The following is a 22,945-nucleotide window of genomic DNA, read 5'->3' on the forward strand; positions in this document are numbered from 1 at the left end:
GTGCCTATACTTTTACTTCATACTTTGGTGCCCTCAAGGCCGGGTGGCCTCGTTTCTCTGCATCGCTGCTGTGTTCCCTCCTGCGCTGGGGGCACTGCCACTAACGTGGCACCGGATCTCACAAGGCAGCTCAACAGAGAAACTGGAATCGACACTTCTTAACTTACGGCTGTTGCAAATGTGAACAAAGTATAAATTTTAATTTGTAGGGACAGGTCACGGGCTGTTCGAGCAATGGCATCAGCAATAAAACTTACACCTCTGCTAAAGCAACGGCAGAAAGTCCCCCTTTGAAGGGGGCGAAGGGGGATGTTTAACAGTTGCTATAAAACAGTGGCTTTGGTCAGGTGCACCAAACGACGGTCCACTGTTGGGGGTAGGGGCCCTCGATAAAGAGCGTTCAGCGAGTTTGGAGCGTCCCCGAATCAAGTTCGGGATGTGCCACTTGACTTTTTTGTCTACTTTTTGTGTCAAGTAGGATATCCCGAACTTGATTCGGGGACAAAAAGTAGGGCCCACCCGGCGAGGCGAAAAGCTGGCAGAAACAGATAAGTTTCTATTCTGAAGAGTTGCCTTTTCATGGCATTTGCTTAACCTCCCTTCTACCAAGATCCTTGACAGGATGACAAAAAGAGAGGAGCAAGACTATCGTGAGTCAGTTGGAACAGTAAGTATAAAACTCCCCAGGAGCAAGGGCGGTTGACCCAGTACTTTAAAAACGCCTCAGGAACCACGCATTTCAAATGTATGTTCAAACCCCGAACAAGTATCTCAAAAATGCTTATCTTGAAACTCCTAAACTAAACTGCTAAACACAAACCTTACAATGCTAACAAAGAAAGTCTTACGAAATGTAGTTGTGGCTGCTGCAGCGATGGTAACCATGCCGGCCATGGCGCAGCAAAACTATAAAACTGACTCTGCCACTATCAAAAACATCTACAACAACGCCCTCACCAGCTACGAAAGCTATGAAAACCTGCGTTACCTCACCAAAAACATCGGGGCCCGCTTAAGCGGTTCCCCGCAGGCAGCTGCTGCCGTAGAATGGAGCCGCCAGGTAATGGAAAAGATGGGGCTCGATAGAGTATACCTGCAGGAGGTAATGGTGCCATACTGGGTGCGCGGTGATAAAGAAGTTGGCCGGATCATCAACTCCAAATTAATAGGCAGCCAGGATGTAAATATCTTAGCCTTGGGAGGCTCTGTGGGTACAGGCGAGAACGGTCTGAGCGCTGAAGTAGTTGAAGTTAAGAGCTTTGAAGAACTGGAGAAGCTGGGCAAAAAGAAAGTAAAAGGCAAAATCGTATTCTTCAATCGTCCGTTCGATAACACGCATGTAATAACAGGTGCTGCTTACGGCGGTGCTGTGGATCAGCGTGGTGGTGGTCCGGTGGCAGCTGCTAAACTTGGTGCTATTGGTGTTGTGGTTCGCTCCATGACGAATGATATACAGGATGTACCGCATACAGGTGGCACGCGCTACGAAGAAGGTGTGGAGAAAATACCGGCAGCAGCCATCAGTACAAGAGGGGCAGAGCAGTTAAGCAAGTTGCTGGCAAATGACCCAAACCTGAAGTTTTACATGCGCATGACTTGTGAGACATTACCAGATGTGCTGTCTTACAACGTAATTGGCGAAATAAAAGGAACAGAGAAGCCTGATGAGATCATCTTGGTAGGAGGCCACCTGGATTCATGGGATGTTGGCGAAGGCGCACACGACGACGGTACTGGCTGTGTGCAGTCTATTGAAGTATTGCGTTTGTTTAAGGATATGGGCATTAAACCAAAGCGTACGATACGTGCCGTGATGTTTATGAATGAGGAGAACGGTTTACGTGGCGGACGTAAGTATGCCGAGGAAGTAAAAGCAAAAGGAGAGAAGCACATTGCTGCGATTGAATCGGATGCAGGGGGCTTTACACCACGTGGCTTCGGTATTGATGGTAATGATGGGCAATATGCGCAGGTGTTAACCTGGAAACCATTACTGGCTCCTTACGGCCTACACGACTTGACACGTGGCGGCGGCGGTGCTGATATTGGGCCATTAAAAGGCCAGGGAACTGTTGCCCTGATCGGTTTCCGCCCGGACTCACAGCGTTACTTCGATTATCATCACACTGAAATCGATACATTTGAACAGGTAAACCGCCGCGAAATGCAATTAGGTGCAGCTTCTATGGCATCACTGGTATACCTGATCTCAGAGTATGGCCTGAGCGGCAACGGAGCGAAGGCAGCTAAGTAGGAAGTATCCATTATGGCGCGAGCGTCCTCGCTCGTGACTTGCTATAGCATGGGCCTCTGGCCCAGTCTAGTTACAGACTCTACACCATTATAGGACACGGGTTATAAACCCACGCCAGCAAACTAATTAAAAGTATAAAGGCCTCCCGATCAGGAGGCCTTTATACTTTATCTTCTAAGGCAGCAGCAGCGAACTGTCGCCGTAACTCAAAAACCTGTAATCATTTTCCATGGCGTGCTGGTATACTTTGTGCCAGTTCTCACCGATTAAAGCAGAAACCAAAAGCAGCAGCGTACTCTCCGGCTGGTGGAAGTTTGTAACCAGGCCGTTGCAGATCCTAAAAGTATAACCTGGGGCTATGATGATCTGTGTACTGGCATGCAGATACTCCGTTTTCTGCTGCTCCATATACTTTAGCAAAGCAGTAAGCGCCTCCTTAGCAGTTGGCAATTCTATACTTTCATAGGCTTGCCACTGTGTTACGTGTAGCTCCTGCGCAGGCAGCTGGGGCTGTTGCCATACTTTGGTGCCTAGCCAATACAAACTTTCTAATGAGCGCATGCTGGTAGTGCCTACAGGTATAACCGGGTTGCCCAAGTGCTGCAGAAGTTGCTCCAGAAAAATCTTTGAAATAAACAGCTGCTCAGCGTGCATCTCATGGGCTTCCATGGTGTCGGCTTTCACTGGTTTAAAGGTGCCAGCTCCAACGTGCAGTGTTAAGTATGCCTTGTCTATACTTTTTTGCTTTAGTTGCTCCATTACCCTGTCAGTAAAGTGCAGGCCGGCAGTTGGGGCCGCTACGGCGCCTTGCTGGTTCGCATAAATGGTCTGGTAACGGGTATGGTCGTCAGGGGTGAGGTCGCGGTTAAGGTATGGAGGCAAAGGTAACTTGCCACAACGCTCCAGCACCTCTGCAAATGTTAAGTCCGCAGGTGTCCAGGTGAAGCGGATGAGGAAATGGCCTTCCTGTTGGGCCTCGCGTTCTGCCTGCACTTCGCCTCCTTCAAAGTATAACTTTACGGGTCCGCTTTTCCAGCGCTTGTTGTTGCCAACCAAACATTTCCAGATGCTGGCTTCTGTTTGCTGCATGGCCAGTTGTATTTCGCGGTGCGGGGCCACAGGCTCCAGGCAAAATATCTCCACTAAGCCACCAGTCTCTTTCTGCATCAGTAGCCTTGCCTGCACTACTTTGGTATCGTTAAACACGAGTAACGTATGGGGGGGCAGCAGTTGGGGTAAATCTGTAAAAGTATAGTCTGAGATCTGGCCCTGGCGGTACTGCAGCAACTTAGACTGGTCGCGCTCAGGCAACGGAAATTTGGCAATGCGTTCGTCTGGCAGCTCGTACACGAAATCCTTTATGGCCAGCTTCTTCGGGTTGGTCATTGTAAACATGTTGGTCGAGGTGCAAAGGTAGTGCATAAACCGTTAAAGCGTATGCTGATGCTATACTAACATTTTACCAGATCCACTTCGGGCAAAACACTTTCTGTTTGTTGTTTAGCTTTAACCCCACTACTACCTCATGGCTGTTAGCACTAACTTGGTTTAATTCTGATGTAGTGATGTCGTAGGAGTAACTTACATCGAGCATGTGGTTCAGGTAAATACCGACTGTTCCTGTAAAGGCATCGCCGTGGCGGTAAGAGCTGCCCAGCCAGAAACGTTGGTCGTACGTAAATTTAGTATTCACATCCACCATCGAAAGGCCACTCTCTGCCGTTTTTACCATCACCGAAGGGGTTATGTTAACTAGGTCTGATGCTTTAATCCGTATGCCGCCTGTTACGTAATAATGTCGTTGGAGTGCGGCATGCGGTTCTGTATTCGGGTTGTCTTTTTCTCTTCTTAACAACTGCATCCCCGAAAAACCAACATAAAAGTTAGCGCTGTAAAGCCAGAAGCCTACTCCCAGTTCTGCTTTGTTCATGTGGGCGGCATCACCTGTCAGAAACGGGTCTTCGGGTGTTAGTACGTTCAGCTCTTTTTTATTTAACCGAAATTGTTTCAAGCCAGCGGTAACGCCTGCCGACATGTTCAGGTTACTGGTAAGGGGCAAGTGGTAGGCATAGCTTAAGCTCATAGAAAAAGTCCTTAGTAGCCCAGCCTTATCCATCTGTGCCACAGCACCTACACCATGGTGAGGTTTTATATGAAAGCGGTTGTTTTTGTTAGCTCCTGAATCTCCATTTGAGCCGCCGTTACCTATACTTAAACGTTTAGCGTTTCGGTCGTTTTTGTTGATGGAGGAGTGCAGGCTGGTATAAAAGCTGGTAGGAGCTCCCTCTAGTCCAACCCATTGTGTGCGGTAACTGGTGCGTACATCTATGTAGTTTTCGATACCGGCCACAGCAGGGTTTAGCAGAAAATTGTTTTGCGTATACTGGGTATGCTGCGGCAACTGCTGAGACTGCACCGTACGGCAAAGTATAAGTATGAAAACTAAAGTATAAATTACCTTCATAGGCCGCTACTTTATCAGGGTTATACTTCCTGAGACTGGCTCCTCGTTCATACCCAGGTCTATGATGTAATAGTATGCGGCCATAGGCAATGGCTTACCATTGTGCATGCCGTTCCAGGGCTCCTGGTATCCTTTGGAGTCGTATATCTGATTGCCCCACCTTGTAAAAACCTGTACACGGCAGTTAGGGTAATGCTCAATATTGCCGATGTGCCAGGTGTCGTTCAGGTTGTCGCCGTTCAGGGTGATGGCGTTGGTTGGTTCTATGCGCGGTAGTACAGTTACTGTTACCTCATCTGTTGACACACAGCCAAACTCCGAGGTTACCTGTACAGTATAGGTGGTTGTTTGCTGCGGCCTGGCAATAGGGTTTGGTATGTTAGGGTCAGACAAGCCAGTAGCCGGTGACCAGCTATACTTTGCGCCGCCTTCTGCTCTTAATTCGATTTGTTTTCCTTGAATGATGGTCTTATCCTCGCCGGCATCAGCGGCGGGAGGTGCTACAACCGCCGTTACTTTTACTCTTTCGGAACAGGCGCAGCCGTTGCCGTTAACCGTCTGCACATAATAGGCGGTAGTAGCTGCCAGTGCAGGTGTAGTATAGGAGTTGCCAGTATGTAGCAGGGTCCCGTCAGTGGGTTGGTCGTACCACTCCAGTTTATAGCTTGATACGGGTGTACTAGCTGTGATCGTTACTGTCTCGTTGGGGCAGACTGTAGTGCCTTTAACAAGCGGCGGGGCAGGTAGCGGATCAACCGTGGCAAGTATAACATTGCTGGTGTTCTCGCAAGGCGTTGAAACAACCACACGCCTGAACCAGGTTTTTTGTGTTAACAGTCCGGAAGTATAAGTTACGCCGGTGTTATTTCCCGGTGCCGGAGCAAAACCATCCATATCGCTTACGGTACTGTATTCCCAGCGATAAATATAAGCCCCGTTGCCTCCGTTGGGCACTGTGCCTGTTAACGGAGTAGCTGCCTTACCATAACACACCAGTTGGTTTCCGGTTATGGTATTCTCAGTTACTAAAGGAACAACTGTGATCTTTACGGCTATACTTGTTACCGCAGGGCAGGGGGCAGACTGCACCGTTCTTCTGAACCAGGTGGTCTTGCTAAGTTTGCTGGGCTGGTAGCTGTGTGTGTTGTTTGTGCCGGGTGCAGGCTTAAAGCCGTTGTCTTCTCCTGTATGGCTAAACTCCCACAAGTAAGTATAAGTGCCGTTGCCACCATTGGGGTTTGTGCCTGTTAAAAGTGCCGGTGCTGTATTAATGCATATAGTCTGGTCCTGCGATACAGTGTTGTTTTGGATGGGTTCATTTACTGTGATCTTGACTGCCTCGCTTATACTTTCGCTGCAAAGGCCGGAGGTAACTTTACGTCGGAACCACGTTGTTTGCGTTAGTGTTGGCGGACTGTAGTGCTGTGTGTTATTTGTACCCGGGGCAGCTGTAAAACTGCCGCCGCCTGAGGTGCTTACTTCCCAGGTATAAACATACGGAGCATTACCTCCCGCTGGTAAACTTCCTGTTAGCCTGGTTGGGGATTCGCCGGTGCAGATGGTTTGTTCTGTCGAAGCAGTATTGTTTGTGATGTTGTATTGCTTTGTCTTTATTTCGACTATCTCTGTTCTGGTAACATTGTTGCCGCAGGTAGGAGACACCACCTTAAACTCTATCTGGTAACTGGGTTGTTTTATTGTTTCGCAGGTTATTTGCCAGGTTAAGGGAGAGGTAACCGTGCCAATGCCAGTTCTTGAATCAAACGTTATACTTTGAGAATTCAGGTCAAAGCCTTTGCCTTGTGCGGAGATGATTACCTCTTCGTTGTCTGTGTCACGTCCGGTTACATCAAAGGTTAGCACATCTCCCGCCTCCACAGTGTAAACTTGCTTGTTGTTCGAGAAGGTAAGTCCGGGAGGTTTATCTGGCATCGGCTCCACAACCATACTTAGGCGCAGGGTATCTGTTTTGGGTAAGCCACACCCGTTGTCTCCGTTGTCACTCACGATCAGGTCGAGCAGGTAGGTCTGGCCTTTGGTGTCGAAGCATCTGTCAAGGCAAAGCGACGCCTCCAGTACTTTTTCGCCGCCTGCAGTGTTTACCATGCCTGTAGTTATACCTTTAAAGCTGAAGTAGTTGTTGTTAAAATTTACCGGTTTTGCAGTTAGCCGTAGCGTTTCGTCTTTGTCAGGGTCTGTAAAGTATACTTTAATGCACCTTGAGCTTGTAGGCGTGATGCGGATCAGTTCACCTTCTTTATAAGTGGTGGCCGCACCATCCGTGATAGCCGACACAATAGGATTCTCGTTCTTTCGGCAAGTTTTCACCAGTAGCTGGAAATCCCTTCGCACTTCTCCGATCTTGACGCCGTTCCTGTATTCCTGACAACGTACGCCGAATACAAACAGTCCTGCATGGTCTGGCTTTACGGTGAGCCTGCCGGTTTTCTCATCAATCTTAACTGCCGGGTCTCCCTGTATCTGCTGGTCTTTAGAATACCCGGGCAGCCAGCTTATCTCAGGATAGGGGCCGCTGCTAGGAGGTGGAATAATGCTGGTGGGTGAGCTATTGCCGTTCAGGGGAGTTACCAGGTCATAAACCAGTTGGTCGCCGTCTGCATCGGTGCTGCCAAAATTGTAGTAAAACAGTTCACCTACGCAGGCATAATCGTTTGGAGGCGGCGAAAGCTTAGGAGAGGAGTTCCTAAATGCGTTTCCGTTTTTTACTACTGCCGGAAACTCCATGTAGAACGTAGTGCCAGCCGAACCGGACTCCTTAATATTGGTAATTGTGTTGTTGCGGCAGCAGCGTTCCCAGACAACGTAATACCCGGCAGCATTGGTATACACAGCAGGGTCCAGAAATACATCTTCGTAGTATAGCATTACCGTTGTTTTGATATCACTGGTGGAGCAGCCAACGTTGGTATAGTTCATCGCAGACTCCGACCTGAAAGGTAGCCTAATGGTAGTGATAAATTTATCGGTCCCTTTTTCAAAAATGTTGACACTTACAGACATATCCCTCGCACCCGGACTGCCGTTTACCTGGTCGAAGTATAAATTGAAGAAGAGTCTGTAGTTGTTTTCAGAAACATGGCGCAGTTCAAACTCACCGCCAACAATATGCGTTGCAAATGCGCTGTAGCAAATAAGCAGCGGGAATAACAGCAGGAATAAGCGTTTTGCCATTCTATTGCATCTAAGTATAAACCAAGCAGTATTTCAGGGCAATGCCCCGGATAGGATGTTAATTTTTGTTATACTGCTTTAATTGTATTTGGATGCAAAAATTTGTGGTTATAATTATATAGTTTGTTTTTGGTGATAATGGTGGCTAGGAGGATGGAAAGAGGTGATGCTTAAAGTATAAGAAATTGGCTGTTTTAATGAAAGGCAGATTTTGTTTATCGAATAGTATAAATGCCCTTACTTAGCCATTCCCTCACTGCTTTCTTCCAGGTCATTCAGTTCAAGGCGTAGGGCATTTACAGAAATTTGTATTTCGCGGAGAGCCAGGGCCAGTGAGGCCATCAATAAAACCATGCTCAGGCCGAAAAGATATTTCCCGGCCGTATTGTAGCCGGCAAAAAGCACAAACATACAGGCCACGCAACCAAAAATGCTACTGATGCCAAAGGCCTGCATGTTCTTTATCAGTACAAGGCGGGTGCGCAGGTTTTCTATCTGGCCATAAACCAAAGTGCTGTGTGTGGTGGCATAGCGCTTTTTAAGACTGCGGATAAGGTTGGCCAGCGCAATAAAACGGTTGGTATAAGCCAGCAGCAACAGCGAAATAGCCGGAAACAGAAGTGCAGGAGTAGTCAGCGTGATTTCCATACTTTACTTTGTAACTAAGTTGTTACAGATTCTTCAGAAAGTCCTCGTCCAGTGGCTCAATGTCATCCTCGTCGTGGTTTTTCGCATCCCAGTCAACTTCGGGTAACAGCTCCAGTCCTTGAAAGATAAGTTCGTCCAGTTCTTCTTTGCTTGCCGCATCCAAAGTTCGCTCAAACATACCCAGTAAGTAGTCACGCTGCTCGTTCACGAATATCTCGTGGTACAGGTTGTCAAACTTTGCAATTTGCTTTTGTATGATCTTATCGATCTCACGTGCGTTTTTGGCTTTGATCGCCTCCTGCAATACATCCAGCACTTCTTTGCTTTTCTCGTTGTCAGCAAGGCGCACAAAAGCTTTTACAAAGGCAATGGCCACACCCAGGCGCAGGCGCTCAAAGCGGAAGTTGAGTTCCTCGCTGGGCTTTCCTCCCTTTTTCTGCGCTTCTTTGTAGGCCCGTTCAAACTGCTGGTATACACTGGTTGCGCCCTCTTCATAAACAGCAGGCTTGTCTGTATCAAAAGCCAACTCTAGCAGCATTTCAAAGCTTTTAGCACTCATAAGGTTATACTTTACGGGATGTTTGTACTGCAAAGGTAATGGTTTATACTTTCTTACACTATGCACACCTACCAGAGTATAAAAGCAAAAGCCGGAGTAAGTGCTCCGGCCTCTGTACTAGCTTTCATAATTGGTAAAAAGGAACTAGGGTAAAGGTAATGTCATAAATATCTTTTAATGTTTACCACATAAACTGCGGACAGATAACTTTTCTTCGGTTGTTCAGCTTAATACCTAAAACCACTTCGTGCGTGCCTACTGTTGCCTGCTTCAGGTTTGAGGTTGCCATCTCGTAAGCGTAGCTCAGGTCCAGCATGTAGTTCAGGTTAACGCCGGCCATGGCTGCCCACGCATCGGTATGGCGATACGTCGCACCTAGCCATATCTGTTGGCCGTACAATGCACGCAGGGTCACGTCGATGGCAGGAGAGGAAGTTGGTGTCGTCTTTACCATGACCGAAGGTATAAGCGCCAGGTCCTGTGATGGCTGAAAGCGCATGCCGGCGGTAGTATAAAGGTGCGGCTGCAGGCTCAGGTTTGGCTCATCGCCTTGAATGTCAGAACCGCTTTTCACTAACTGAGCTCCTGATACACCAATATAAAAGTCCGGGGTATAAAGCCACATGCCCAGCCCCAGGTCCATCTTTGTAGAATTGAGTTTTGAACCGCTGTTTAAATACGGATCGTTCGGGTCGTGTGCGTTAGCCTCTACAACGTTAACGCTGTACTGCGTTAGGCCAGCAGAAATACCACTCGATAAGGTAAAGTAATTCGTAAGAGGCAGGTGGTAAGAGTAACTGCCATTAAGCGTAGATGCTCTTAATAAACCAGCCTTATCTACCTGTACTACGGCACCTACGCCATGGTGGGGCATTGTTTTCTTATAGCTGCTTCTTTTAGAAAAACCGTATGCGTTTGGCTTACGGGCTTTCGGTGAGCCGCTGCTCTGTTTGCCGAGCGGGGCATGCAGGGATGCATAAAACGTTTCCGGTGCTCCCTCAATGCCTACCCACTGGCTACGGAATCCTGTGCGCAAGTCGGCATAGCTTTCTATGCCGCCTACTGCAGGGTTTGTTAAATAGTTGTTAAGCGCATACTGGGTATGCTGTGGTTTTTGCTGCGCCAGCGTTTGTCCAACTGCGGCGATAACAACCAAGGCTACTGCTAAAATTCTTCTCATCTCTGGCGATTATTTTACAATTGTTACACTTCCTGAAATCGGAGCCGACGTAGCGTCTAGCTTAATGATATAGTAATAAGCTCCCACCGGCAGCGCATTACCGTTCTTGGTTCCGTTCCATGCCTCCGGGTATCCCTTCGACTGGAAGACCTGCTCGCCCCAACGGGTATAGATCTCGACAGTGGCGTTAGGGTAATTCTCGATTCCTTTAATTTCAAACCTGTCGTTGTATCCGTCTCCGTTTGGCGTGATCACGTTGGTGATGATAATTCTCGGAAGCACCGTTACCGTTACCTGCTTTGTAACCACACAGCCTTCGCGGGTTGTTACCTTCACTACATAAGTAGTTGTTTTGGCAGGCTTGGCAACAGGAGTAGAAATAGTCGGGTCAGATAAGCCTTCAGCCGGAGACCATTCGTAAGAGGCTCCGCCGGTGGCACTTAACTGTACCGTTTTACCTTCTATTATGGTCAGGTCTTCTGATACAGTTACCTGTGGGCCTACCACCTGTACTTTTGCTTCCTGGCGTGTACTTTCGCAACCGCTTGTACTCACCGACTGCACCCAGTAAGAAGTGTTAGAGTTTAGTACCGGAGTCGTGTAAGAGCTACCGATAAATACCAACGTACCACCCTGCGGCGCATCGTACCACTCAACTGTTAGGCCGGCCATGGCTGTAGCAGTAAGGGTAGTACTCACACCAGGGCAGATAGCGGCAGAGGTCACAGTAGGAGCATTAGGAGAAAACACAACTTCGATCTTCACAGCTGCGCTTATACTTTCAGCGCATGATCCTTCGGTTTTTACTTTTCTTCTGAACCAGGTTGTTTTTGTGAAGTTCTCTGTCGGAGTATATCCCTGGCCAGTAGCCCCTGAAATATCCGTGAAGTTTGCGCCGTCTGTACTGCGCTGCCATTGATAGGTATAGGTTCCGGAACCACCGTCAGGTATCGAACCAAACAAGGCCGAAGCTTTACCTCCTGCACATACTGTTTTAGCTCCGCTTATCGTGTTATTCGTGATAGGCTGGTCTACCAGCACCTGAACAGCGCGGCGCGTGCTGCTTGTACAACCGTTGCCATTTGTCGCCTCCACGTAGTAAGTAGTGCTAACAGAAAGGGCAGGGGTTACAAACATGATTCCTGAAGCCAGTGCGTTTCCGCCAGAAGCAACATTATACCAGCGGTAGGTTATGTTGTCAGCCGTTGAAGATGGATTCAGGATCTTAAGTGTTGCAGAGTTGCCTGTACACACGCGCTGGTTATCGGCAACCGGAGTTACCGGCAACGGTATTACTGTCACCATCACCGCATTACTTACCGTTTGGCTGCAAGCACCAGCGGCGCGTGCTACTCTTCTGAACCATGTATCAGCTGTAAGTGCACCCGGGGCATAATCCTGGGCATAGGCACCTACTATACTTACAAAGTTCACACCGTCGGTGCTGCTTTCCCACTGGTAGGTAATCGTTGCTGTGCTGCCGCCGTTTGGCATTGAACCGCTTAACCTGGCAGGGGTTGCCCCGCTGCAGATGGTCTGGCTGCTGCTGATGGTGTTGTTTGTAAGCGGTGTGGTAATGTTTACGGTTACTACATGCACGTCGCTTGCGCAGGCCGGTGTTGTGGTAGTATTTGCCACTACATGGAATGTTGCCTTAGATGAAAGCGGTACTGTAGTATAAGTAATGCCGGTATGCAGGAAAGTACCGTTCACATCGTACCACTTATACACCATGGCTCCATCCGGAGCAATTATGCTTAATGTAGCGCTGCTGCCTGAGCAAACTGTCGCATCATTTGCAACAGGGGTAGCCGGTTTACCAGTTACACGCACATCTACCTGCTTTCTAGTTACGCTTACACAACCTGCTGTATTCACGGCCTCCACAAAGTATGATTTTCCAGCAAACAGTGCATCCGTAGAAGTATAAGAAATGCCCGATCCGATTAAGTTAGTACCAGCTGCATCGTTATACCAGCGATACTCCAGCGTTGGGTCAGGGTTCTTAACGAACAAGGTTACTCTTTCGCCTGCACATATAGCGGCATTCTCAACAGTTGGAACGCCTGGCAATTGAGACACGCTTACAACAACTCCTTTTCTGGTCGGGCTCACGCAGCCAGCCGCTGTCATCGATTCTACATAGTAGGTCGCACTTGCTGTCAGGCCGCTTACTGAGAAGGTATTGCCTGTTGCCAGTAATTTGCCAGTGCTGTCAAACCATCTGTAAGTAAGTGTTACATCCGGCTGGTTTACACTTAATACCACAGTCTGTCCTGCGCATATCGCTTTGTTCGAAGCTAGCGGTTCGGCAGGTAGTGGTGTTACTGTTACATTTACGGCTTCTCTCGGGCTCACACATCCTGATGCGTTAACGGCCTCTACAAAGTATGTTCTGTCTGATGTAAGTGCTCCGGTTTCGAACGTTGGCTGTGCTGCTAGTGGCGTACCACCTGTGGCTGCACTATACCACCTGTAGGTTAGGGCCGGGTCCGGCTGCTTCACACTTAGTGTAGCTGAGCCGCCTGCACATACAAAGGCATCATCCACCTCCGGCATAGTTGGCAGTGGCGTAACAGCTACATTTACCGCTCTGCGTGGGCTTGTGCATGCAAGCGCTGTGTTGGTAAACGCCTCTACAAAATATACTGTGTTGCTGCCCAAGTTTGGTGTAGTATAAGAAGAACCGTTAGCAACCAACGCGCCGTTTGCATCGAACCAGCGGTAATTCAGCTTCGTGTCCGGGTTGCTCACACTTAGCGTTGTGCTGCCGCCGGTACAAACAGACTTATCTGCTGCCTGTGGCATGGCCGGCAGTGGTGTAGTATAAACTGTAACAGCTTTGCGTGGGCTGATGCATCCGTTAGCGTTTATTGCCTCCACGTAGTATATTTTGTCGGAAGTTAAGCCACCCACTGTAAAGGATGTTCCATTTGCCAGGCTGCTTCCTCCTGTGGCCACATCAAACCAGCGGTAAGTATAGGTTGCTTCAGCGGCATCTACTCGAAGCGTTGCCTGTGCACCTGCACAAATGGTAACACTGCTGGTGACCGGAGCAAGAGGCAATGCTACAGTTGTTACTCTGATTACATTGCTGTACTGCTCGGCGCAAACACCATTTTCTACTTTTGCTTTTCTTCTGAACCAGGTTGTCACGTTCAATGCTTCAGGCTGGTAATCTCTGCCGGTGGCATTGGTTATACTTGTAAAGTTGGTGCCATCCTCGCTGTACTCCCACTGGAACAGAACTGTGCTACTGGTGTTACCCGGCTGACTGCCTGTCAGTCGGTTTGGCGTGGCGCCGCTGCAGATAGTCTGGTTATCAGTAATGGTATTGTTCGTGATCTGCTGCGTTACATCTACCGTTACCATCGCACGCACCTGGTTAACGCATCCTGAAGTAGAGGAGGCCTCCACAGAGTAGATCGCGTCAATTGAAAGTACTGCGGTGGTGAACGTGGTGCCTGTTGCTACTACGGTTTCATTTTCGTCGTACCACTTGTAAACGGCACCAGGCATAGCGTTTTTCACAAACAGCGTAGTGCTGCTACCGGTACATATCGTCGCGTTATCTACAACTGGTGTGGCTGGTATGTTGGTTACAGTCACATTTACTGCTTCGCGCGAGCTGATGCAACTTGGAGATGTCTGTGTTACGGCCTCTACATAGTATAGCGCATTGGCAGTAATTGCACCTGTAGTATAAGTCGTGCCGGTTGCTACCTGTACGCCATCCCTGTTATACCAGCGGTACATCAGGTTTGCATTTGGTGTAGTTACTGCCAGTACAGCGCGTTCTCCGTAACACACTGTGCGATCTGCAACAGCAGGCTGAGCCGGCTGCGGTGTTACAGTAACAGTTACAGCCCTTCTTTCTGAACTCACACAGCCATTGGCAGTAACAGCCTCCAGATAGTAGGTTCTGTTAGAGGTAAGGGGCTGCGTAGTAAAGTTAGAGCTTATATGGATTGGCTGACCACCAGTGGCAACGGTGTACCACTTGTATGTTAACCCCGGAATAACATTGCTTACTGCTAACTCAGCAGAGCTTCCGGCACACACGCTTACGTTATTGGCCATTGGAGTAGCTGGTCTTGCTGCTACATAAACTGTTACAGCAGTTCTGCCACTCACACAACTCGGAACAGTAGTCGTAGAAGCCTCCACGTAGTAAATAGCATTGTTGTTCAGTGCACCAGTCGTGAATGTTGTTCCGGTTGCAAGCAGCATTCCATTGCCATCGTACCAGCTGTAGGTAAGGTTTGCAGCCTGGTTAGAAACTACCAGCGTAGCCTGTTCTCCCGTACAAATGTTCTGGTCTGCTGCCAGCGGTGCATCCGGAAGAGGTAACACATATACCGTTACCGTTCTTCTTGGGCTTACACAGCCGTTAGCATTCACAGCCTCTACATAAAAGGTTGTTGTGCTTTCAAGGACATCAGTTGTATACGAAGCGGCGGCCATTATAGCGTTGCCTCCTACAGGTGTGGTATACCAGCGGTAAGTATAAGCAGTATTCACATCCTTGATCCTTAATGTTGCAGTTGCTCCCTCACATATCGTTGCATTATCGGCAACCGGTGTGGCAGGGATGGCTGTAACAGTGATCTGGACTATGTTGCTTACTTGCTCTGAACAAGCTCCTGCAGCTTTCACTTTTCTTCTGTACCATGTGGTAATGTTAAGTGCTGATGGAGTGTGATTCTGGCCTGTAGCATTTGCGATGGAAGTAAAGTTAATTCCGTCTTCGCTGCGCTCCCATTGGTAAGTATAGCTACCTTCTCCGCCTGTTGGAGTAGAGCCATTTAAAGTTACCGGAGCACTGCCGCTGCAGATAGACTGTTCACCATTGATAATGTTGTTAGCAATGGCAGGTGTAACTGTAACGTATACAGTTCGGCGCGGCGAGCTTGCACAGGCGGTAGTGTTGTTGGTAACTCCTTCTACATATAAAACAGTGCTTTCCTGCAAGGCAGAAGAGGTAAACGTAGTGCCTGTGTAAATAAGTGTACCTGTGGCATTGTACCACCTATAAAGTACGCCAGCCTCTGCTGGTGTTACAGATAAGATCGCACTTTGCCCGGCGCAAACGGTCAGGTTGTTAACTTGAGGTGTAAGCGGGAGTGGAGTAACTGTTATCTCTACTGCCTTACGGGTAGGGCTTACGCAACCTGTTTCCGTTACAGCTTCCACGTAATAAGTTACACTTGCTGTTACGGAGGAAATAGTATAGGTCTCGCCTGTGGCCAGTAATTGTCCGTCTGTGGCTTCGTTGTACCAGTTATAATATAGGTTGTTATTCGGGTTGTTAACAGTAAGCACCACAGTAGAGCCTTCGCAAACCTGTTGGTTATCCGCTGAAGGAGTAGCCGGCTGTAGTGTCACATCTACTCTCACAGCTGTTCTTGGGCTGGCACAGCCAGATTCTGTAACAGCTTCCACATAATATGTTCTTCCTGTTGTAAGAACCGGTGTGGTAAAGTTAGCGCTTGTGGCAACTGGTGTTCCGCCTGATGCGATAGTATACCATTTATAAGTCAGGTTAGCATCTATAACACTTACTTTAAGTGCTGCTGTGTTCCCTGAGCAGATAGAAGAACCAGCTGCAATTGGTGCTGACGGTAGTGGTGCTACCGATACTGTTACTGTGGCTCTGGAATTGCTGATGCATTCCGGCACATCCACATAAGAAGACTCTACATAATAAACAGTTGTGGTAGCCAGTGCAGGTGTTGTAAATGATATTCCTGTTGCAACCAGTGTATTGTCCCTGTCATACCACTTGTAGTTTTGGCCGGCTAGCGGCGATGCTACTGCAAGGGTAGTGGTCTGGCCCTGGCATATTGCTTTATCCGCAACAACCGGTACATCAGGCAGTGGCCTCACTGTTACTGTTACCGTTCTGCGCGGGCTTACACAACCGGAAGCACTCATTGCCTCCACGTAGTAGGTAACGCTTGTATTTAGCTCGTTAGTGATGAATGTTGTCTGTGCGTGTATCGGGTTACCGCCTGTTGCAGTTGTGTACCATCTGTAAGTGAGTGCATTATCAGGGTTGCTTACCTGTAGCGTGGCTACTGTACCTGCACAAATAGTGGCGCCGTTTACTATAGGAGTGGCTGGAAGCGACTCTACAGACATTTTAATAATGTTGCTGACATGCGCTGCGCACGGACCACCAGTTGCACTCACTTTTCTCCTGAACCAGGTATCGGAGGTAATGGCGGTAGCAGGCGCATAGTTCTGAGATATGGCACCTGAGATAGCAGCGAAATTAATACCGTCGGTGCTGCGCTCCCACTGGTAAGTATAGCTTCCGTTGCCTCCGGAAGGCACAGAACCTGTAAGTGGTGAGGGAGTTCCTCCTGTACATACAGTTTGAGCTGAACTTACTGTATTGTTTGCTATAGGCGCAACCACAGTTACGTTCACAGTTTTGCGCGGAGAGCTGGCGCAAGCGGTGCTTGTGTTGGTTACAGCTTCTACTGTGTATGTTGTGCTTGTGATTAAACTTGCTGTGGTGTACGAAGTGCCGGTTGCCAGGTAAGCTCCTGTATTATCATACCACTTATAAACAACTCCTGAGGTCTGGTTTGTAACCCAAAGTGTAACATTGCTTCCTTCGCAAATTGTTACGTTGTTAACTTCAGGGGTGGCAGGCAGAGGAGTTACGTTTACAGTTACAGCACTGCGGGTGGTGCTGGCGCAGCCATTCAGCGACTCAGCACTTAGATAATAAGTAGCGCTGTTTTGCAGGACAGGTGTTGTAAAATTGGTTCCTGTTGCCAGAAGGTTGCCATCGGTTGCCGCATCATACCACTTGTAAATAAGATTGTTGTCTGGGTTTGTTACGGTAAGCGATGCTGCAGTACCTGCACACACAGCTGCGTTTTCTGCTAACGGGGCAGCTGGCAAAGGAGTAACTGTAACTGCTACTGAAGCTCTGGTACTTGTACATCCTGCTGCATTTACGGCCTCTACATAATAAGTTCTGCTGGATGTAAGGGCTGTTGTTGTGAAGTTTATACTTTCAGCCACAGGTGTGCCGCCAGTTTGAGCAGTGTACCACTTATACGTAATGGCAGGATCAATTACACGTACTGACAGCGTAGCTGAAGTACCGGAGCAGACCGTTGCGTTCTCTACCACAGGTATAGCCGGCTGCGACATTACTACAACTGCAACAGCTCTGCGATCGCTTGTGCAGGTGGGGTTGGTGGTTGTTGAAGCCTCTACATAATAAGTGGTACTGGCAATTAAAGCATTCGGAGTTGTATAAGAGGTGCCTGTGCCTACAAGTGTGCCCGTATTATCGTACCACTTGTAAATCAGATTCTGAACTGATGATGACACTGTAAGTGTAGCGGCCTGTCCTTCACAAATATACTTGTCTGACACAAGCGGAGTTTGCGGTACTGGCGTAACATAAACAGTAACTGCCCTGCGCGGGCTTGCACAACCATTGGTATTTACCGCCTCTACATAAAATGTTGTAGTAGTGCTTAGTTCTGGTGTCTCAAATGTATCGTCTATGTTTAGAATGCTGCCACCTGTGGCTGTACCGTACCAACGATAGGATAGGGTTGTATTCGCGTCTTTTATAGTGAGTAATGCTCTTGTGCCTGAACAGATGGTGCTGTTATCTGCAAGCGAAGTAGAAGGAGGAGTTACACTGCTAACCTGAACAGCTGCACTAAAGTTCGGGCCACATGGGCCGGAGGCAGTCACTCTTCTCCTGTACCATGTTGTTGCGTTAACTGTGCCCGGGGTGTAATCCTGGCTTGTGGCACCGGTGATGTTTGTAAAGTTGATGCCGTCTGTGCTTTGCTGCCACTGGTAAGAGTACGTAGTGCCTCCTCCTGTTGGCAGCGTACCTGTTAGTGTAGCCGGTGTACTTCCAGCGCAAATAATCTGGTTCCCGGAAATAGTGTTGTTGGCTATAACAGGCGTAACAGTTACAGTAACCGTCTTGCGCGAAGAACTCGCACATGAGGTGCTGTTAGCAGTCACGGCTTCCAGATAGTAGGTTCTGCTGTCGTTTAAAACACCAGTGTTGTACAAGATGCCGGTAGCAAGATGTGCGCCTTCGCTGCTATACCACTTGTAAAGTAACGAAGGGTTAGGGTTTTCTACTGCCAGCGTAACCTCGCTGCCTGCGCAGATAGAGGCATTGTTTGCATTAGGGGTAGCAGGCAATGGTGTTACACTCACGGTCACAGCTCTGCGCGCCGGACTTACACACCCTGCCGCTGTTACTGCCTCTACATAGAAGGTTGCGTTAGCTTGCAGTACACCAGTCTGAAATGTTTTACCTGTGGCAATAGGAGTAGATGATGTACTGGTAGCATACCACTGATAGGTGAGGGCATCATTTGCATCTGAGACACTCAGTAGTGCCATAGCTCCTGCACATACCTCTGCATTGTTAGCAAACGGTGTCTCCGGCAAAGCCGAAACACTTACAGTAACCTGCCTTCTTCCGCTCTGGCAGCCTGATGCTGTAGAAGCTTCTACGTAGTATGTTCTGGCAGATGTTAACGATTGAGTCTCAAAAGATGCACCTGTTCCGATCGAAGTGCCATCTGAATCTGTATTGTACCACCTGTAAGTTAAAGCCGGGTCTGGGTTCTGAACATTAAGTATGCCTTTTGTACCGGAGCAGATGGTAATGTTAGCTACAACTGGTAGGCCCGGAAGCTGTGTTACGGTTACAGTAACTTCTCTTCTTGGGCTGGAGCAATCAGGCTCTGATATGTAAGTGGCCTCCAGGTAGTAAACTGCGCTGGCCTGTAAGCCAGCAACATTCAATGAAGGTAAGCTGGACAGCAACTGATTATCTGAATTATACCACTTGTAAGTTAAAGAAGGATCAGGAGCAGTAACTGATAGCGTAGCGCTCTGGCCGTAGCAGATAGTCTTATTGGCAGCCATTGGCATTTCCGGCAACTCCCTGACACTTACAGTAACAGGCCTGCGCGGACTTACACAGCCATTCGCATTGGTGGCCTCTACATAAAAGGTTGTATTAGTATTAAGAGCATCAGTGGTATAGGTAACTTCAGTACTTAAAATGTTGCCTCCCGTTGCTGCATTATACCATTTATATGTGATGCCGGAAACAGGCGCGTTTACACTAAGCATAGCACTTGATCCGTTACAGATCGTTTGTGCATCAGCAACGGGAGTTGCAGGTAAAGGCGTTACCGTTATCTGCACAGCATTGCTGGCATTCTGAGGACAAGTATCGCTGCCTTTTACAATTCTTCTGAACCAGGTTGTCGTGCTTAGTGCACCAGTGGAGTACGTAGCATTGGTAGCTCCCGCTATACTTGTAAAGTTTATACCATTCTCGCTTTTTTCCCACTGGAAGGTAAGAGGGGTGCTGCCGCCGGTTGGAGTAGTGCCAGTAAGAGCCGCAGGTGTGGTGCCGCCGCAGACAGACTGCGCTGCGGAGATGGTATTATTAGAGATCGGAGGGATGACTGTTACTGTTACCGCTCTGCGTCCAGGGCTGGTGCAGGCAGTAGTTCCTTTTGTTACTGCATCTACATAGTAAGTTGCGCTGGAAATTAAATTACCTGTGTTAAAGGATGTGCCTGTAGCAATTAAGGTGCTGCCGCTGTACCACCTGTACTCATATTCCGGGTTGGAATTGTTTACATAGAGTGTGGTGGCGCCCCCTGAACAGATTGTGGCACCTGCTACCTCTGGTATAAGAGGCAGCTCTAGCACAGTAACTGCAACAGCTCTGCGGGAGCTACTTGCGCAACCCGTGGCATTTACTGCCTGCAGGTAGTAAGTTGTAGTGGAGTTAAGTGCATTCGGTGTTGTAAAGCTAGTGCCTGTTGCCAGTAAGTTGCCTGCAGTGGCTGCATTGAACCACTGATACTCCAGGCTGGGATCCGGAGATACTACATACAATACTGCTTTATTGCCTGCACATACAGAGGTATTGTCTGCAGTCGGGACACCAGGTAGTGGTTCTACGGTAACTGTTACAGCTCTTCGGGTAGTGCTTACACAGCCAAACTCTGTAACTGCTTCTACATAATAAGTTTTGTTAGATGTAAGTGCCTCAGTTATAAAAGAGCTCAGGTCTGTGGCCACTGGTACTCCGCCTGTAGCTACTGTGTACCAGTTATACTTAAGGTTGGCATCTGCTGAGGGAATTTGTATAGTAGCCTGTGTGCCTGTGCATATAGCTACGCCTGGAATAAGAGGCACTGTAGGCAGCTGATTTACGTCCACTCTGACAACATTGCTGCTAACAGGAGGGCAAGTACCTGCAGTTGTGCTGACTTGTCTGCGATACCAGGTAGTGTTGGTTAAAGCCCCAGGAGCATAATCTCTGCCGGTTGCTCCCGTAATATTTGTGAAAAGTGTTCCGTCGTCGCTTGTCTGCCATTGGTAAGTATAGCCGCCTCCGCCACCAGTTGGGATAGTACCGGTCAATGGGCTAGGTGTATTGCCGCTACAGATCTCCTGGTTGGTTGACGTGATGGTGTTAGTAATTACTGGAACAACTGTTACCTGAACAGCTTCGCGCGGGCTAGTACAGTTAGGTGCCGCATTGGTTACAGCCTCTACATAGAATGTTTTATCAGAAGTCAAGGGGCCTGTAGCGAAGCTCTCGCCAGTTCCTAAATGTGTTCCTCCGGTTGGTGCATCATACCATTTGTAATAAAGTGTGGCATTTGTAGGATTTACAGAAAGCGTAGTGCTGGTGCCGGCACATATGGTAGTGCCGCTTGCGGTCGGAGCAGCAGGTACAGGAGTAACTGTTACGGTAACAGACCTTCTGGCAGAGATACATCCGGCAGCTGTTGTTACCTCCACATAATATGTCCTGTTGGAAGTTAACGGGCCGGTTGGGAAAGTTGTGCCGGTGCGTAACGGTGTGCCGCCTGTTGCTATATCGTACCAGCGGTAAGTATAATCCGCATTAGGGTTACTGATGACGATAGTAGTTCCAGAGCCTGCACATGTAGTCGGATCAACTATGTCGATAGATACAGGAAGAATGGATACTACTATTCTAACGGTGTTACTTGTTACTTCCGGGCAGGTGCTGGCAGCCTTAACTTTTCTGCGATACCAGGTAGTGGTAGTAGGTGAGCCGGGATTGTAATCTTTCGCATTTGCACCTGCAATGTCGGTAAAACTGGATCCATCGGTACTGCGTTGCCACTGGAAGCTGTACCCGCCTCCGCCGCCAGCTGGGTCAGAGCCTAAAAGCGCAGCAGCAGTGCCGCCGCTGCAAATAGACTGATCGCTGGTGATGATATTATTAGTAATGCCAGGAGTTACTGTTACGGAAACTGCTGTACGCTGCGTAACAGAACTGCAGTTTGTGTTATTTGTGGTAGAGGCATCCACATAATATGTTCTGGTTGCTGTAAGAACTGGTGTAGTGAAAGTAGGGCCAACGGCAATAGCGGTTCCTCCGCTAGCTACATCATACCATCTGTATATAGATGATGTGCTGGCATTACTGACAGTAAGTGTGGCATTAGTGCCGGCGCAAACTACAGCATTATTTACAATGGGAGCAGCAGGTAGTGGTGTTACTGTTATTCTTAAAACATTGGACTCTTCCCCGCAAAAACCGTTATAAGAAATTCTTTTGAACCAGGTAGTCTGATACAGCGCCGGTGGCGTGTAATCTTTGTTTTTTGCGGTTGGTATCGGGTAGAAGTCTGAACTTGAGCCGGTAGTGCTTTGAAACCACTGATAGGTCATAAAGCTGGAATTGGGGGCATTGCCAGAAATTTGTCCGGGGCTTGTGCCGCTGCATACTTCCTGTGTTGATGTGCTGATTCCGCCACCACTGCCCGTAGGAGATGAAGCGGTTAGAGAGGCTTTGGTACGTGTAGAGCTTGTGCAACCTTGCTGGGTAACAGCCTCTACATAATAATCACCTGACGTACCAGATGTGTAGGAGGTTCCCCATACTAGTGGTGTACCTCCGGTAGCAACGTTGTACCACTTATAGATCAGGTTCGGGTCTGGTTCCAATACCCAGAGCGTTCCCTGGCTGCCGGTACACATTCCTCCATTTTCCACAACGGGTGGTGCTGGTCTGGCATCAACCTTAATTGTCTGGCTAGCAGTTGCTTGTCCGCAACTGCTTGATGCGGTAACTGTTACTATATAAGTGTCACCACCCGCAAAGCTAAAAGTAGGGTGTGCATCCGTAGCAGATACAACTCCATTAATAGTCCAGCTATATGAAGTTGTGGTGCCTGAGTAGTTGGTCTTATGATCAGTACTGTTAGCGCTGAACGAAATAGTTTGAGGACCACAATAATACTTATCTCCAGGCAAGGTTACACCGGGCGTTTGGCATGCCTGTGCCAACGCTTTTTCTGAATTGATGCCGATAAGAAATAATGTTAAGAGCAACAGTAAAGGTATTCTCATATAGTATTAATTTCAATAAAATCTGACGCTTAAAAAGGAAAAAAAGAGGAATTTAAGTTCAATTTTAGCTAATGAGTTGGTTAAGCTTGTTTTGTATTATTTTAAGTAAATATTTAAGACGTTTAAATTTGTGTTGTTAAAACCATAGTTTTAATAATCTAAGTGTATTAACTGGTGTCTTAAGTTGAAAGCCGATGTAATATTATAAATAAAATAGCCCTCGTAAAC

The 22,945-nt window shown here is 48.2% G+C and carries 8 protein-coding genes; 1 reads left to right on the forward strand and 7 read right to left on the reverse strand.

The window, feature by feature from the left end; all coding sequences use genetic code 11:
* The first annotated feature begins 826 nt into the window (after positions 1–826).
* Positions 827–2,254: a M20/M25/M40 family metallo-hydrolase gene (locus K0O23_RS14070; RefSeq protein WP_219878078.1), complete on the forward strand. Its 1,428-nt coding sequence runs from the start codon at positions 827–829 to the stop codon at positions 2,252–2,254.
* Between the two features lie 174 nt (positions 2,255–2,428).
* Here the strand turns inward: K0O23_RS14070 and K0O23_RS14075 are convergent, their stop codons facing one another.
* The 7 genes from K0O23_RS14075 to K0O23_RS14105 form a co-directional block, all read right to left on the reverse strand.
* Positions 2,429–3,676 (reverse strand): S-adenosylmethionine:tRNA ribosyltransferase-isomerase, encoded by a 1,248-nt coding sequence (locus tag K0O23_RS14075; protein ID WP_246597120.1) that lies wholly within the window; start codon positions 3,674–3,676, stop codon positions 2,429–2,431.
* 37 nt (positions 3,677–3,713) lie between these two features.
* Entirely contained in the window at positions 3,714–4,718 is a 1,005-nt protein-coding gene (locus K0O23_RS14080; RefSeq protein ID WP_219878079.1) for a PorP/SprF family type IX secretion system membrane protein, read from the reverse strand.
* Positions 4,719–4,724: 6 nt separating this feature from the next.
* On the reverse strand, positions 4,725–7,910 hold the full coding sequence (locus tag K0O23_RS14085) for an Ig-like domain-containing protein (protein ID WP_219878080.1): 3,186 nt from the start codon (positions 7,908–7,910) through the stop codon (positions 4,725–4,727).
* 237 nt (positions 7,911–8,147) lie between these two features.
* Positions 8,148–8,558, reverse strand: coding sequence for a DUF2721 domain-containing protein (locus K0O23_RS14090; protein ID WP_219878081.1), 411 nt, complete (start codon positions 8,556–8,558; stop codon positions 8,148–8,150).
* A gap of 22 nt (positions 8,559–8,580) precedes the next feature.
* On the reverse strand, positions 8,581–9,150 hold the full coding sequence (locus tag K0O23_RS14095) for a hypothetical protein (protein WP_246597121.1): 570 nt from the start codon (positions 9,148–9,150) through the stop codon (positions 8,581–8,583).
* A gap of 148 nt (positions 9,151–9,298) precedes the next feature.
* Complete coding sequence (locus tag K0O23_RS14100) at positions 9,299–10,297, reverse strand: PorP/SprF family type IX secretion system membrane protein (RefSeq protein ID WP_219878082.1); 999 nt, start codon at positions 10,295–10,297, stop codon at positions 9,299–9,301.
* A 9-nt stretch (positions 10,298–10,306) separates the two neighbouring features.
* Positions 10,307–22,717, reverse strand: a complete 12,411-nt coding sequence (locus tag K0O23_RS14105) for an Ig-like domain-containing protein (RefSeq protein WP_219878083.1) — start codon at positions 22,715–22,717, stop codon at positions 10,307–10,309.
* Positions 22,718–22,945 lie beyond the last annotated feature (228 nt).

It is taken from the genome of Pontibacter aydingkolensis, assembly GCF_019443125.1.
Taxonomy (GTDB): Bacteria; Bacteroidota; Bacteroidia; order Cytophagales; family Hymenobacteraceae; genus Pontibacter; species Pontibacter aydingkolensis.